The sequence below is a fragment of the Microbispora sp. NPDC046933 genome, from assembly GCF_040644635.1.
GTDB lineage: Bacteria > Actinomycetota > Actinomycetes > Streptosporangiales > Streptosporangiaceae > Microbispora.
On record NZ_JBEYWW010000007.1, the window covers coordinates 149,555 to 164,056 of the forward strand.

Consider the following 14,502-nt stretch of genomic DNA (forward strand, 5'->3'; position numbering starts at 1 on the left):
TGATGCGCGCTATGCCGGGCAGGGATTACTCTGCGCGCATGCGCTTGTCCCCGCTCCGCTCGGTCCCCCGCGTCGATCTCCTGATCGGCCTCGCCATCATCGGGCTGGGCACTCTCGAGGCGTTCACCGTGGCGCCGGCCTACAACGAGCCGCGGCCCGAGCTGTGGTGGGTGGCGCAGGCGCTGGTCACCGGAGTCCTGGTCTGGTACCGCCGCACGGCCCCGGTGGCGGTGTTCATCCTCATGATCCTCGCCCAGTACGTCTGGCACCGGCAGGGCAACCCGGGCTGCCCGGTCTGGCAGCTCGCCGCGCTGCTCATCGTCTTCCACACGATCGGCGCGCATCTGCCGTTCAGACCGGGTGGGACCTGGGCCCTGGTGGGCATCCTCGTCTTCGACTCGGGGGCCGTCGACCACCGCTTCCTGCCGTTCGAGGAGGTCATCTTCCTCACCGTGATGTTCGGCTCCGCGTACGCCACGGGCCTGGCCCTGCGCGGCTACCTGCTGCGGGTGCACCGGATGGCCGAGCGGGCGGCGCGGCTGGAGATGGAGCGGGAACGCCGGGCCGCCGAGGCCGTCGCCGCCGAGCGGGGCCGCATCGCCAGGGAGTTGCACGACGTGGTGGCCCACAGCGTGAGCATGATGGTCATGCAGGCGGGCGCGCTGCGCCGCCGGATGGGCGCGTCCCAGGAGGGCGAGCGGTCCCCGGAGGCCACGATCCTGTCCGGCATCGAGCAGGCGGGCCGGGAGGCGGTCGAGGAGCTGCGGATCATGCTCGGCGCGCTGCGGATGCCGCAGGACGAGGCGCTGCCCCAGCCCGGGCTCGACATGGTGCCCAACCTCATCTCCACGGTCGGGTCCTCGGGGCTTCGCGTGACGCTGGAGACGGAGGGCGAGCCCGTGCATCTGGCGCCCGGTCTCGACCTGTCGGCCTACCGGATCGTGCAGGAGGCCCTCACCAACGCGGTCAAGTACGCCGGGGACGCCGACGCGCGCATCCGGATCGCCTACCACCCCGACCGGTTGGAGCTCGAGATCACCGATAATGGCGGGGGCGCAGGATCGGCGCTGTCCACCGGCAACGGGCTCATCGGCATGCGTGAGCGGGCCGAGCTGTTCGGCGGCTCCCTCGACGCCGGGCCCCTGCCGCAGGGCGGCTTCCGTGTCCGCGCGACGCTGCCGATCTCCCAGGGAGTGCCGATGAGCGAGGCCACGAATTGACCATCCGCATCGTCCTCGCGGACGACCAGGCGATGATCCGGGCCGGCCTGCGCATGGTGGTCGAGAGCGAGCCCGGGATGGAGATCGTGGGCGAGGCCGCCGACGGCGCCGAGGCGGTCGCCGTGGCCCGCCGGGTGCAGCCCGACGTCGTGCTCATGGACATCTCGATGCCGCGCATGGACGGGCTCACCGCGGCCAGGCAGCTGCTCGACGCGCCGCGGCCGCCCAAGGTCATCATGCTGACGACGTTCGACACCGACGAGAACCTGTACGCCGCGCTGCGCGCGGGCACCAGCGGCTTCCTGCTGAAGGTGTCGCCGCCCGAGCAGCTCGTGGAGGCCGTCAGGGTCGTCGCCGCGGGTGACGGCCTGCTCGACCCCGCCGTCACCACACGGGTGATCGCCTCTTTCGCGGGCCGGCACGAGCCGGTCCGGCCGCCGCAGCTCGCCGAGCTCACCCCGCGCGAGCTGGAGGTGCTGCGGATGCTCGCCCGGGGCCTCACCAACGCCGAGATCGCCAAGGAACTTTTCGTCGGCGAGGCCACGGTCAAGACCCACGTCGCCCGCGTGCTCATGAAGCTGAACCTGCGCGACCGCGCTCAGGCGGTCGTGTTCGCGTACGAGTCGGGCGTGGTGACGCCGGGGTCGGCGCTCGGGTAGTACGACGCCCACTGGGCGTTCGTCATGCGCAGCACCTTGAGGCCGAGGTAGCCCAGGGCGACGACCGGGGCGCCCCAGAACGGGATCATCACCGGGCTGTACGGCACCGCGAGCGAGCCCAGGTAGCCCACCGTGACGACGGCCGGCACCCACCAGTGGACGAAGCCGGCGCGCCAGACGGCCAGCAGCAGCAGCGGCAGGCCGACCATGCCGAGGTAGAGCCACGGCATCACGAAGCCGAAGACGGTGCCGGGCAGGCTGAACACCTCGTCGAACATCTTCTGGCCCTGCTCGACCGGGTAGTGCTGCCCGAACCACCACTCCACGGGGTCCATCATGAGCAGCGCCGACTGGCTGATGTAGCCGACGATCGTCATGCCGCCCGCGATGTGCCCGAGGACGACGGACCTCTTGCGCACCAGGTGCAGCAGGCCGAAGGCCGCGATCGGGACGAGCAGCCAGCTCCAGTGATAGAGCGCCGACTCCAGCTGGGCCAGGGCCGGGTTGTCACCGTAGCTGAGCATCTCGCGGTCGTCGCCCCAGGTGCCGGGGTCGACGAGGAGCGCGACGAACTGCAGCAGCGGCGCGACGAACAGCAGGACTCCGGTGGCGGTGCGCCGGAAGGCCACCGAGTCGGACAGTTTGAACATCGATCTTCCCCTTCGGGTCTTTCTCCCTACGGCCGGTGACGGTAGGTGAGCGACCCCCGGGGACTCGTCCGCCGCTCGGATGATGCGCCCTCATCCGCTAGAGCGACTTATCGCCGCGAGGCTAGGTATGTGTATATTTTCCGGAAGACGGCTCACACTACGGGAGATTTTTCATGAAGGCTTTCCCGGCGGTCTTGTTCGACGAGGCGCACAGCGAGGCGTGGACGATCCGGCGAGAGGTCGCCGAGGCCATCAATCCCGCCCACCCCGACGACAACAGCTACGCGGAGGCCGCCGGGGCGCTGCGGCGGCTCGGCCACTCGGTGCGCGCGCACACCGAGGGCCCGGTCACCCCGGCCGTCCTGGACGGGTGTGACGTCTTCGTGGTCGCGCACCCCTCGGCCGAGCGCTGGGAGCGCACCACCGGGGTCGGCAGCCCCGTCTTCTCCGCGGAGGAGATCGACGCGGTCGAGGCGTACGTCGCGGGTGGCGGCGGGCTGATCGTGCTGGCCGAGCACGAGCAGGAGAAGTACGGCAGCAACCTGGCCGACCTGCTCGCCCGCTTCGGGATCACGGTCGAGCACGCGACCGTGCAGGACCCCGGCAACTGCCACAACACCGTGGCCACCTGGATCCTCGGCGTCCCCACCGCGCAGGCCGTGACCGCGCAGGGCGGCGTGGCCCAGGATCTGCTCGCCGAGGTCAGGCGGGCCTGCTTCTACCGCGCCGGGACGCTCGGCGTGCCCGCCGGGGCGGACGTCCTGTTCACGACCTCCGGGTCCGCCGACCCCGCGAACGCCCCGCTCGTGGCCGCCGTACGGCACGGCCGGGGCCGGGTGGTCGTGCTGGCCGACTCCGACCTGTTCGGCGACGACTCGATCCGTGACTACGACCACGAGAAGCTGTGGGGCAACCTGGTGACCTGGGCCGCCCGCGTGCCCGAGGCGTCCGGCGCCGCCGGCGCGTCCCGCCCCGAGGTGGCGGAGGAGTTCGCCCGGCTGAAGGCCGCCGTCGAGCGGCTGCGCCCGCTCCAGGCCAAGGACGGCTCGATCACCGGCGACCACGACGAGGCCGTGGCGTGCATCAGCGAGATCGTCGATGGCGTCGGCCGGCTCGCGCCGCACTTCCCGCACGACGCCGAGTATCTCGACGCGGTGATGAAGGACTTCCGCGCGTGGGTGTCGGCCGGTCTCGGCGTGCCCGACTTCCTCGACTCGCTGAACGCCTTCCACCCCGACGCCCAGCGGATCGACGGCCTGGAGCACCTGGTCGTCTTCCCGATGTACACCCAGAACGGCAACCCCAACCGCAACGTCGAGGCGGTCTGGATCAAGGTCGTGTGGCCGGAGTGGCTGGCCGAGCTGGAGCGGGGCGGCTACGACAACCCGATGTTCGTGCCGATCGCGTTCCAGGACTTCACCTCCGGCTACGACACCAACTCGGCCGTGCTGTTCCCCGAGACCGTCGCCGTGCGGCAGACGCCGCCGCGCTTCACCTGGGGCGGCATCTTCTGCGACCGCGAGGCGGCCCGGTTCCGCCGGGTCAGCGAGGCCGCGGCGGCCACGCTGAAGCTGGAGCTGCCGCCGGACGCCGCCCGGCTGCTGGCGTCCCAGGACCTCGCCCAGGACACGTTCGTGCTGTGGGACCTCGTCCACGACCGCACGCACAGCCACGGCGACCTGCCGTTCGACCCGTTCATGATCAAGCAGCGCATGCCGTACTGGCTCTACAGCCTGGAGGAGCTGCGCTGCGACCTCACGGCGTACGGCGAGGCCGTGAAGCTGGAGGCGGCGGGCGTGCCGCACGCGCGGTACGTGCAGTACGCCATCCTGTTCGACCGGCTGTTCCGCTTCCCGATCACGGGCGAGCGGGTGCGCAACTACGACGGCCTCGGCGGCCAGCTGCTGTTCGCCTACCTGCACCGGCAGGGCATCGTGCGGTGGACCGACAACCGGCTCTCGATCGACTGGTCGCGGGTCGCCGACGGCGTCGCCGACCTGCGCGGCGAGGTGGAGAAGCTCTACCGGGACGGCATCGACCGGTCCAAGCGCGCGCACTGGCTCGCCGCCCACGCGCTGGTCGCGACGTACGTCGAGCCCGACCCGGCCTCGGTGTGGAAGCGGGGCGTCGAGGCGCTGCCTACGGAGCAGAAGGCCATGGTCGACGCCGTGCTGCCCGACGAGTTCCCCCTGAGCATGTTCTACGAGGCCCTGCGCCGTAAGCTCACCGACGTGGTGGAGTCGACCCGGGGCATCCGCGCGTGAGCGGGGCCGGAGAGGAGCGCGCGATGAGCAGGGTGATCCTGGTCACGGGGGCGGGCGGCCCGGCCGGCCGTGCCGTCGTCGGCAAGTTCACCGAGCTCGGGGACACCGTCGTCGGTGTGGACAAGTCGGGCGCCGAGGGGTGCCTGGCCGTCGACCTGCTCGACCGGGACGCCGTACGCGGCCTGGCGGAGCGGGTGCGGGCCGAGCACGGCCGGGTGGACGGCGTCGTCCACCTGGTCGGCGGCTGGCGCGGGTCGAAGACCTTCGCCGACACCTCGCTCGACGACTGGGACCTGCTGCACGACCTGCTGATCAGGACCCTGCAGAACGTGTCACTGGAGTTCGAGCCGCTGCTGCGGGCGAGCGGGGACGGCCGGTTCGTGATCGTGTCGGCCCGGGCGGCCCAGAAGCCGACCCAGGGCGGCGCGGCCTACGCCGCCGCCAAGGCCGCCGCCGAGGCGTGGACCCTGTCGCTGGCCGACGCGCTGAAGGACACCTCCGCCGCCGCGGTGGTCCTGGTGGTCAACGCGCTGGTGCACGATGAGATGAGGGCCGCGAACCCGGACAAGCCGTATCGGACCTTCACCGACGTGAAGGACCTGGCGGCAGCGGTCGCGGGCCTGTGGGACGAGGAGCCGGCTGCGGTCAACGGCCGCAGGATCGACCTCACGCCCTGATCTACGCTGCCGATCCGGACCCGCGGCCGGCCTGACCGGGCCGGCCGCGGGCCCGAAACCGCGATGGGGAGACATCTCGTGACAACCGATGCCGTACGCCGGCACGACCCGGCGAGCCGGACGTTCGCCAGCGACAACTACGCGGGGGTGCACCCCGAGGTCCTGGAGGCGATCGCCCTCGCCAACGGGGGACACCAGGTCTCCTACGGCGACGACGTCTACACCGAGGCGGTCCGGGGCGTCTTCCGCAGGCACTTCGGCGAGCAGGCCGAGGTGTTCCCCGTGTTCAACGGCACGGCGGCCAACGTCGTGTCGCTGCGCTCGATGTGCGCGCGCTGGGAGGCCGTGGTCTGCCCCGAGACCGCGCACATCAACACCGACGAGGGGGGCGCTCCCGAGGTCACCGGCGGGCTGAAGCTGCTGACCGTGCCGACCCCGGACGGCAAGCTCACGCCCGGCCTGATCGACCGGCAGGCGTGGGGGTTCGGCGACGTGCACCGGGCGCAGCCCCGGGTCGTGTCGATCTCCAACGCGACCGAGCTGGGCACGCTCTACACCCCGGCCGAGATCAAGGCGATCTGCGACCACGCCCACGAACTGGGGATGTTCGTCCACCTCGACGGGTCGCGGATCACCAACGCCGCCGCCGCCCTGGACGTGCCGCTGCGCGCCCTGACCACGGACGCGGGGGTCGACGTGCTGTCGTTCGGCGGCACCAAGATCGGGCTGCTGCTGGGCGAGGCCGTCGTCGTGCTGAACCCCGAGGCGTCGCGGGGCCTGCCGTACCTGCGCAAGACGAGCATGCAGCTCGCCTCGAAGATGCGGTTCGTGTCGGTGCAGTTCGAGGCCCTGCTCGGGGGCGACCTGTGGCTGCGCAACGCCCGCCAGGCCAACGCGATGGCCCGGCGGCTCGCCGGCGCCGTACGGGACCTGCCCGGGGTGACCGTGCCGCGCCCGGTCGAGGCCAACGCGGTCTTCGCGGTCCTGCCGGCCGACGTGGCCGACCGGCTGCGCAAGCGGTTCCGGTTCTACAACTGGAACGAGCAGGTCGGCGGGGGCATGGTCGAGGTGCGGTGGATGTGCGCCTTCGACACCACCGAGGCCGACGTGGACGCGTTCGCCGCGGCGCTTGCCGAGGAACTGCGCGCCTGACTTCGCATACGAGCCGCGGCGGCCGGAGGACGTCTCCCCGGCCGGCCGCGCCCGGCCGAGATCAAGGACCTGGAGTGACGACCGATGAGAGGTCCGGCCTGGCGGGAGCCTCCCGGCTGGGCCACGCCATGTCGTCGACCGCCAGAAACGGCTCGTCCGCCACGCTCGCCGGGGTCACTCCGGTGAACTCCATGATGTCTCGATGCAGGTGGGACTGGTCGGCGTAGCCGGCCTCCGCTGCGACTCGGGCGGCGCTTCCACCCGCGACCAGGCGGTGGGCGGCATGGTCGAAGCGGACCAGCTTCGCGGCGCGCTTGGGCGGCAGGCCGATCTGCGAGTGGAACCGGGACCACAGCCGCTTACGGCTCCATCCCAGTTCGGCGGCCAGCCGGTCGACCCGGACCAGGCCGTGGCCGCCGACGATCCGGCGCCAGGCCCAGCCCACCTCCGGGTCCACCGGCGGCCCCGCCTCATGCCGGCGGACGAGCAGCGCGTCGGTCAGCGCGAAGCGATCCTCCCAGGAGGAGGCGTCGGCCAGCCGCTCACGGATCCGCGACGCCTCGCGGCCCCACAGGTCGTCGAGGGCCACCACGGCCCCGTCGAGGTCGGCGGGGGAGACGCCCAGAATCGCGCGTGCGACGACCGGGGACAGGCGCACCTGCACGCACTCGACGTTCTCACCCCGCGCCCAGGCCGCGCCGCCGGACCCGAGCCCGGGCCCCGCGACGAGACTTCCCCGCTGCTGCCGCCCGGCGGCGTAGTCCAGGACAGGCGAACCGGTGCCGAACTCCAGGAGCAGCGTCACGGCCGGGTGCGGGACCATCCGGAGCGCGTCCAGGTCACCGACGCGGAACCCGGCCATGGTGACACCGGCCACCCGGCTGGGCCGCCGCGGGCAGGCGACGTCCCACACCGCCTCACCGTGCACGAATGTCGACACGGCTGCCAGGCTATTCGAGCACCCAACTGATATGCGGGCGGGGAACATTCGTCCAAGACACCCGCGTGCACCGGCGGCGACAGTGGGCGCATGACTGTTTTCGACGGCAAGCGTCATGTGGACGGCGATTCCACCGAGAGTTCGACGCTGTCCCTGGACGACGGCGACATCCACGTGTGCCAGGACGGCCCCCGCGACGCCCCCGCACTCCTGCTGATCCACGGGTCCGCCTCCTCGACCCGCTCGTGGGACTGTCTGGTTCCGCTGCTGACCGGAGCGCATCGCGTCATCCGGATCGACCTGCTCGGGCACGGCCGCTCGGCCAAACCGGCCGGCCCGAGCTACGCGCTCCCGGACCAGGGACGCCGGGCCGGCGTGGCACTGGACCGGCTCGGCGTCGAGCGCGCGATCGTGGTCGGTCATTCCAGCGGCGGCGCGGTCGCCACCGCTCTCGCCGAGCAACGACCCGGCCTGGTGACCGCGCTCGCGCTCATCAACACCGGACCCGGCATGCACGCCTTCATCGCACCGGAGTCCGCCGCGATCGCACCGTCGCAGTGGCCGCCGACAGACGAGCAGATCCGCCGGTTCGCGAGCACCGGTTTCAGCCGCGAGGGCTATCGGATCCCGCAGGAGCTGCTGGACGAGGTGCGCGTCATGACCTACCACACGCTCACCGCGACGATGCGGGGCACCCGCGACTACCTGGAGCAGCGGGCGCTTCCGGATCGGCTGGCGGTCCTCGGCAAACCGCTACTGGTGATCTTCGGCGAGGACGACCGCAGATGGCGATCCTCATCCGCCGCCGACTACCGGACGGTTCCGGGCGCGGAGGTCGAGTTGCTGCCCGGTCTCGGACACTCACCCATACTCGAGGACCCGGCGCGGACCGCCGGCCCCCTGCTGGCCTTCACCGCGATCCACGCCGCGCGGCACTGAACGAGACCGCCGGACCGGCCGAAGAGGGTCGCCGGAGAGGGTCGCCGGAGAGGGTCGCCGGAGAGGGTCGCCGGAGAGGGTCACGGTGCGGGGAGCGGCTGGGCTCCCCGCTTGGCCAGCAGGTCCTTCATCGTGCGGATCTCGGCGTTCTGGCCGTCCACGATGTGCTGGGCGAGGGCGCGCACCTCGTCGCGGTCCGACAGCCTGAGCAGGCCCTCGGCCATCTCCACGCCGCCCTGGTGGTGGCGGATCATGAGCTGGAGGAAGAGGATCTCGGCGTCCCTGCCGGTGGCCTGGCGGAGCCGGTTCATCTCCTCCTCGGTCGCCATGCCGGGCATCGTGCCGGGCATCGTGCCGGGCGTCGCCGCGGTCGTGGCCGCCCCGCCGTGCCCGTGCCCGGCCATCCAGGCCATCGCCGGGCGGCCGGAGCTCTGGTCCAGTCCCCACTGCTGCAGCCAGCCCATGAAAATTCCACGCTGGGTGCTCTGCGTCGTGATGATGTCGTACGCCAGGCTGCGCAGCGGCTCGTCGGAGGTCTTGTCCCTGAGGATGAAGGACATCTCCACCGCCTGCGCGTGGTGGACCCCCATGTCCCTGGCGAACCCGGCCTCGGGGGAGACGTCCCCGGGCGTTCCCTGCCTGGTGAAGAACACCACGAGCGCCGCCGTCGCGAGGAGGACGGCGACCAGCCCGAGCACGGGGAGGCGGCGCCGGGCCGGGGGAGCGGTCTCCACGGGAGCGTCGATGTCAGTGCTCACCGCCCACAGGCTACTCGCCACAGCCGTCGCTCTGCCCGAAGCAATACCTTTAGCCACTATTCTCCATACGCAGCGGGGGTGTCAGTGATCAGCGGATGGAGGAGCGATGACCAAGGAGAAGGCGCAGGCGAGGCGTGAGCACCTCGCCCGCATGCGCGCCGAGCAGAAGCGCAAGGAGCGGCGCGCCGCGCTTCTCATGTGGGGGATAGGCGGCCTCGTGATCGTCGTCCTCGTCGCCCTCGTCGCCGTCTACGTGGTCAACGACCGCTCGGCCAAGTCGCTCAGCGCCGTCAAGACCTACACCTACAAGGGCTCCGACCACTCCTGGAACAAGGTCTCCTACAAGGAGACGCCGCCCGTCGGCGGCCAGCACAACTTCTACTGGCAGAACTGCGGCATCTACGACAAGCCCATCCACAACGAGCACGGCGTCCACTCGCTGGAGCACGGCGCGGTGTGGATCACCTACCGGCCCGACCTGCCGAAGGCCGAGGTGGACAAGCTCAAGAGCATCGCCTCCGCCGACTACATGCTGCTGAGCCCCTACCCGGGCCTGCCGTCCAAGATCGTCGCCAGCTCCTGGAACCACCAGATCACGCTGGACTCCGCGGACGACCCCCGCCTGCCGGAGTTCGTCAAGAAGTACAAGCAGAACCCGACCACCACCCCCGAGTACGGCGCCTCCTGCTCGGGCGGCATCGGCACCACCGAGGAGCAGCCGCTCCCGCCGGCCCAGCAGGAGACGACGCAGGAGCCGATGCCGAGCACGGCCCCGTCCTCCTGATCCGCCCGTCCTCCTGATCCGGACGTCCCCTGGCCCCGCTCAGGGAACCAGCACGCGGTCCACGGGCACGGCGGCCTCCAGCCCGTGGGCCTCGGCGACCGGGCGGCTCGTGAGGTGGCCCTGGTGGGTGCTCAGACCGAGGGCGAGCGCGGGGTCGGCGGTCAGCGCCTCGCGCCAGCCCAGGTCGGCGATCGCCAGGGCGTACGGCAGCGTGACGTTGGTCAGCGCGTACGTCGAGGTGTGCGGCACCGCCCCCGGCATGTTGGCGACGCAGTAGAACACCGAGCCGTGCACGCGGTAGACCGGGTCGGCGTGGGTGGTCGGCCGCGAGTCCTCGAAACAGCCGCCCTGGTCGATGGAGATGTCCACCAGCACCGACCCCGGCTTCATCCTGGAGACGAGGTCGTTGCTCACCAGGGTCGGCGCCTTGGCGCCCGGCACGAGCACCGCGCCGATCACCAGGTCCGCGTCCACCACCGCCCGCTCGATCTCGTACGCGTTGGACGCCACGGTCTGGCATCCTCCCCGGAAGACGAGGTCGGCGTGGCGTAACCGGTCGACGTCGCGGTCGAGCAGCAGCACCTGGGCCCGCATGCCCACGGCGACCGCGGCGGCGTTCATGCCCGACACGCCCGCGCCGATCACCGCCACCTTGGCAGGGTAGGTGCCGGGGACGCCGCTCATCAGCACTCCGCGCCCGCCGCCCTGGCGCATGAGGTGGTAGGCGCCCACCTGCGGCGCCAGCCGCCCGGCGACCTCGGACATGGGCGCGAGCAGCGGCAGCGTGCGGTCGGGTTTCTGCACGGTCTCGTACGCGATGCCGGTTACGCCCGACTCCAGCATGGCCCGCGTGCAGGACTCCGAGGCGGCCAGGTGGAGATAGGTGAACAGCACCTGGCCCTTGCGCATCCGGTGGTACTCGTCCGGCACCGGTTCCTTGACCTTCAGGATCAGGTCGCCCTCGGCCCACACCTCGTCCGCGGTGCCGAGGATGACGGCCCCCGCCGCGGCGAAGTCCTCGTCGGGGATCGCCGACCCCTGTCCCGCGTCCTTCTCGACGAGGACCCGATGACCCTTGCGTACGAACTCGTTGACCCCCGCGGGTGTGAGCGCGACCCGGTACTCGTGCGTCTTGATCTCTCGGGGAACTCCCACCTTCATCAGAAACCTCCGAGTAAACCCGTACCGCTTCCACCCGCTCCCCGAACAGGCCGCCGAGCGTGCTCGGACGTTCGGGTGCGTGCGACTGGTCTGCCCATGACCGGGACGTCAACGCCGCGAAGAACATCCTCGCCGCCGGGTCGGCGGAGAGGTAAAAGGCCTGTGGAGCTGGCGTAAGACCGCAACGAGAGTCCTCTCGGACGAGGCGACCGGCAGTGAAGCGGAAGCCTGACCGGTGACGGCTGGATCCCCCTCGTTCACGAGGGAGACCATGTCAAGTCTTCACTTGCTCCCAACGTCTGGAAATCGGGCAATGGGCGACCATTTGGCGGATATTCATGACAAATTGTCAAGAAAAGAGCGTGTTGGGCGTTCCATGGTCGGCCGGTTACCCGCAGTTGGCAGACCTCGGTAGGCTCTGCGAGCGGTGTAAGGGATCGAGGTGGGAATGCACAACGCGCCCGTGCCGGGAGACGAGGAGCCCGGCCCGCGGCCCGGCGGCCTGACATCGGGAGCCGAGACGGCGCCCATGCCGAAGGCGGTCGGCCCAGAGGACCGCGGCGGCGTGCCCGCCGAGATGCCGGGTGGATGGGGCGGCTGGTTCGGCGACCCGTCCGGCGGGTCAGGAGCTGCGGGAGAGACGGCCGTTCTGCCCGCCGCCGGTGGCGGACCTGACGGCATGTACGGCGGGCCCGTGGGCGGGCCCGATGAACCCGGTGAATTCCGTGAACCCCGTGAAACCGGTGAACGCGGCGGACACGGTGACCCGTGGAGCGGGCCGGCCGGCGCGCCCGGTGAGCGCGGCGGGCTCGGCGATCCGCTCACTGATCCGCTCACTGACCCACTCGGCGGCCCGGGTGGCGTGCGCGGTGAGCGTGGCGGGTTCGACGACCCGCTCACTGATCCACTCGGCGGCCCGGGTGGCCTGCGCGGTGAGCGTGGCGGGTTCGACGACCCGCTCACTGATCCGCTCGGCGGCCCGGGTGGCGTGCGCGGTGAGCGCGGCGGGTTCGACGACCCGCTCGGTGTGCGCGGTGAGCCGGGTGAGCTCGGTGACCCCCTCCGCGACACGCTGGCTGTGCCGGGTGGTGGCGGTGGGCCGGCGGATCTGCTCGGTGCGCCCGGTGGGCCGGGTGGGCCGGATGACCCGCTCGGTGGGCCACGTGGAGCCGGTGGGCCAGGTGACCCGCTGGGTGTGCCCGTTGATCCCCTCCGCGCCCCGCTCGGTGCGCCCGGTGAGCCAGGCGGGCCTGCTGGATCCGGTGACCCGCCCGGTGTGCCCGGTGGACCCGGTATGCCCGGGGGGCCCGGCGGCACCCCTGGTGTCTCCGCTGCTCCCGCTCCGCCCGGTGGGCCGGTAGAGCGTGTGCCGGGTGCGCCCTCAGGCGGGGCCGAAGGGCCTGGTGACGGGCCGTCCGCCCCCGCCGCGCCCGCCGCCCCCACCGGCCCCACGGAGCCGAGGGCGGCCAGGGGGACCACGATCGCTCTCGTCGTGGCGCTCGTGCTGGTGGTCGTCATGTCCGGCGTCCTCGGCGCCGTCGCCGTGGTGATGACCCGCAACCCGGACGCCCCGCCGCTCAAGCAGACGCCCGTACGCACCCTGCTGACGCCCGTGCACTTCGCCCCCGTCACCGGGGTGGGACCGGCGCCCTGCAGCGGAACAGACGCGATCCCGGACGACAAGGGCACCGCCTGCTACCAGCTCGACCCTGGGGTCACGGTCACGACCGTGCAGAAGATCGAGGAGGTGACGGACAGCGACGGCACGTACTCGATCCGGCTCGTGCTGTCCCCCTCGAGCCAGGAGCAGATCGCCGCGCTCACCCGCGAGACGGTCAAGCAGCAACTCGCGATCGTGGTGGGGGAGAAGGTGGTGGCCGCTCCGCGGGTGGCCCAGGAGATCACCCAGGACAGCCTCGGCATCGCCGGTTTCGACAAGGCGCAGGCCGACGCCATCATGGCGCTGCTGACCGGGTCCGCCCCCGCGGGCCAGCAGAACCCGGCGGCCTCGCCCTCCGCTCCCGCCGCCGGCCAGCCGGGCGGCACCCAGCCGGGCGGCACGCAGACGGGCGGCACCCAGCCTGGCGGCACCCAGACCGGTGGTACGCAGCCGGGCGGAACGGTGTACGAGGGGGGCCAGCCGGGCGGGACCCAGCAAGGTGGGACCCAGCAGGGCGGCGGGACCCAGCAAGGTGGGACGCAACCGGGCGGGACCCAACCAGGCGGTGGGACGCAACCGGGCGGGACCCAACCAGGCGGTGGGACGCAGCCGGGAGGCGTGCAGTCCGGCGCCGAGGGGTTCCAGTGAGCGGGCATCACGGCCCGGGCCGACGCTTCCGGACCTGAATCAGCCGGTCGGCGGCCCGGGTCTGCTCGGCGGCCCGCCATCCGCGGCCCGCCATCCGCGGGGCGGCGGCCGGTGCAAGCCGGGCTCAATCCGGGTGCAAGTAGATCCCTGTAACGTACGGCGCGTGTCAGCACGATGGTTGCGAGGCGCGGCCGCCACGGCCGTGACCGCCGCGTTCCTGGTCCCCGCCTCCCTGCTTCCCGCTTCACTGCTCCAGGCCGCCCCGGCCCTCGCACACACAGCGCAAGCCCCAGTACAGGCTCCTGTACAGGCCCCCGCCCGGGCCTCCGCGCACGGCACGGCCGCACCGGCGGCCGTCGCCAAGAAGCTGTTCAGCGCCTGGCTGCGCGCGGACCGGCACGCGGGCTACCGGGTCGCCACCCCGGGCGCGGTCTCCACGCTCTTCTCCTATCCCTTCCGGGCCCCGGACGAGTTCGCGGGCTGCTCGGGCAACGCCTGCCGGTTCGTCCACACCAGCGTCCGCGTGCCGGGCGGGCTCGGCGGGATCCTGATGATCGTGTCGGGCGCCAAGGTCACGAAGGTGTACGAGTCCCGCCATCTGGTGAAGCCGTCCGCCGCCGCCGGACACCTGTTCGACGCCTGGCGCAGGGGCGACCGCAACCGGGGCCTGGAGGTCGCCACGAGCACGGCGGTCAAGACCCTGTTCCGGGCGAAGTACGACCCGAAGGGCGTGAAGTACTTCTTCCAGGGCTGCAGTTCCGAGCCCAAGGGCTACAGCTGCGCCTACTCCTACGAGGGCGGCGGCATGTTCATGCACGTGCGGGGCTCGAAGAGCCGCGGCTACGAGGTGACCTCCATCGGCTACATCGCCGACTGACCCCACCCGACCGACTCCAGCCGACTGACCCCACCCGACCGACTCCAGCCGACCGACCCCCGGCCGACCGACTCCAGCCGACCGACCCCCGGCCGACCGACTCCAGCCGGCCG

15 protein-coding genes and 1 pseudogene are annotated in these 14,502 nt (G+C 71.8%); 12 read left to right on the forward strand and 4 right to left on the reverse strand.

Annotated elements, in window-relative coordinates; genetic code table 11:
- The first annotated feature begins 38 nt into the window (after positions 1–38).
- Together ABZ857_RS11885 and ABZ857_RS11890 are read left to right on the forward strand one after the other, a co-directional pair.
- A complete protein-coding gene (locus ABZ857_RS11885) occupies positions 39–1,220 on the forward strand; it encodes a histidine kinase (RefSeq protein WP_357041498.1) in 1,182 nt (393 codons plus the stop codon).
- On the forward strand, positions 1,217–1,879 hold the full coding sequence (locus ABZ857_RS11890; protein WP_357041501.1) for a response regulator transcription factor: 663 nt from the start codon (positions 1,217–1,219) through the stop codon (positions 1,877–1,879). Before ABZ857_RS11885 ends, ABZ857_RS11890 begins: the two co-directional genes overlap by 4 nt.
- Here the strand turns inward: ABZ857_RS11890 and ABZ857_RS11895 are convergent.
- Positions 1,819–2,529 (reverse strand): hypothetical protein, encoded by a 711-nt coding sequence (locus tag ABZ857_RS11895; RefSeq protein WP_357041503.1) that lies wholly within the window; start codon positions 2,527–2,529, stop codon positions 1,819–1,821. The genes ABZ857_RS11890 and ABZ857_RS11895 overlap by 61 nt on opposite strands.
- 173 nt (positions 2,530–2,702) lie before the next feature.
- Here ABZ857_RS11895 and ABZ857_RS11900 point away from each other — a divergent pair, with 173 nt between their 5' ends.
- The 3 genes from ABZ857_RS11900 (at position 2,703) to ABZ857_RS11910 (ending at position 6,622) form a co-directional block, all read left to right on the forward strand.
- On the forward strand, positions 2,703–4,793 hold the full coding sequence (locus tag ABZ857_RS11900; protein WP_357041506.1) for a DUF6421 family protein: 2,091 nt from the start codon (positions 2,703–2,705) through the stop codon (positions 4,791–4,793).
- A gap of 23 nt (positions 4,794–4,816) precedes the next feature.
- Positions 4,817–5,470, forward strand: coding sequence for an SDR family NAD(P)-dependent oxidoreductase (locus ABZ857_RS11905; RefSeq protein WP_357041509.1), 654 nt, complete (start codon positions 4,817–4,819; stop codon positions 5,468–5,470).
- 63 nt (positions 5,471–5,533) lie between these two features.
- Positions 5,534–6,622, forward strand: coding sequence for a low specificity L-threonine aldolase (locus tag ABZ857_RS11910; RefSeq protein WP_357041512.1), 1,089 nt, complete (start codon positions 5,534–5,536; stop codon positions 6,620–6,622).
- 61 nt (positions 6,623–6,683) lie between these two features.
- On the opposite strand, the gene ABZ857_RS11915 is transcribed toward ABZ857_RS11910, so the two are convergent.
- Positions 6,684–7,562 carry a helix-turn-helix domain-containing protein gene (locus ABZ857_RS11915; protein ID WP_357041515.1) on the reverse strand — a complete coding sequence of 293 codons (879 nt, stop codon included), beginning with the start codon at positions 7,560–7,562 and terminating at the stop codon, positions 6,684–6,686.
- A gap of 90 nt (positions 7,563–7,652) precedes the next feature.
- On the opposite strand from ABZ857_RS11915, the gene ABZ857_RS11920 reads away from it, so the two are divergent.
- Positions 7,653–8,501 carry an alpha/beta hydrolase gene (locus tag ABZ857_RS11920; protein ID WP_357041518.1) on the forward strand — a complete coding sequence of 283 codons (849 nt, stop codon included), beginning with the start codon at positions 7,653–7,655 and terminating at the stop codon, positions 8,499–8,501.
- Between the two features lie 80 nt (positions 8,502–8,581).
- Here the strand turns inward: ABZ857_RS11920 and ABZ857_RS11925 are convergent, their stop codons facing one another.
- Positions 8,582–9,259, reverse strand: coding sequence for a DUF305 domain-containing protein (locus ABZ857_RS11925; RefSeq protein ID WP_357041521.1), 678 nt, complete (start codon positions 9,257–9,259; stop codon positions 8,582–8,584).
- A gap of 106 nt (positions 9,260–9,365) precedes the next feature.
- Here ABZ857_RS11925 and ABZ857_RS11930 point away from each other — a divergent pair, with 106 nt between their 5' ends.
- Positions 9,366–10,043, forward strand: a complete 678-nt coding sequence (locus ABZ857_RS11930) for a DUF3105 domain-containing protein (protein ID WP_357041524.1) — start codon at positions 9,366–9,368, stop codon at positions 10,041–10,043.
- A gap of 39 nt (positions 10,044–10,082) precedes the next feature.
- On the opposite strand, the gene ald is transcribed toward ABZ857_RS11930, so the two are convergent.
- Entirely contained in the window at positions 10,083–11,204 is a 1,122-nt protein-coding gene (gene ald, locus ABZ857_RS11935) for an alanine dehydrogenase (RefSeq protein ID WP_357041527.1), read from the reverse strand.
- Here ald and ABZ857_RS11940 point away from each other — a divergent pair.
- The 5 genes and pseudogenes from ABZ857_RS11940 to ABZ857_RS11960 all read left to right on the forward strand — a co-directional run bounded on the left by ABZ857_RS11940 (position 11,149) and on the right by ABZ857_RS11960 (position 14,389).
- Complete coding sequence (locus tag ABZ857_RS11940) at positions 11,149–11,304, forward strand: helix-turn-helix domain-containing protein (RefSeq protein WP_357041530.1); 156 nt, start codon at positions 11,149–11,151, stop codon at positions 11,302–11,304. The two genes, ald and ABZ857_RS11940, sit on opposite strands and share 56 nt — an antisense overlap.
- Positions 11,294–11,443: pseudogene (locus tag ABZ857_RS11945) on the forward strand (RNA-guided endonuclease TnpB family protein); the annotation flags it as partial. The gene ABZ857_RS11940 and the pseudogene ABZ857_RS11945, both read left to right, overlap by 11 nt.
- A 495-nt stretch (positions 11,444–11,938) precedes the next feature.
- Positions 11,939–12,565 (forward strand): hypothetical protein, encoded by a 627-nt coding sequence (locus ABZ857_RS11950; protein WP_357041533.1) that lies wholly within the window; start codon positions 11,939–11,941, stop codon positions 12,563–12,565.
- A 5-nt stretch (positions 12,566–12,570) separates the two neighbouring features.
- Positions 12,571–13,512, forward strand: coding sequence for a hypothetical protein (locus ABZ857_RS11955; RefSeq protein ID WP_357041536.1), 942 nt, complete (start codon positions 12,571–12,573; stop codon positions 13,510–13,512).
- 163 nt (positions 13,513–13,675) lie between these two features.
- Entirely contained in the window at positions 13,676–14,389 is a 714-nt protein-coding gene (locus tag ABZ857_RS11960) for a hypothetical protein (RefSeq protein WP_357041539.1), read from the forward strand.
- Positions 14,390–14,502 lie beyond the last annotated feature (113 nt).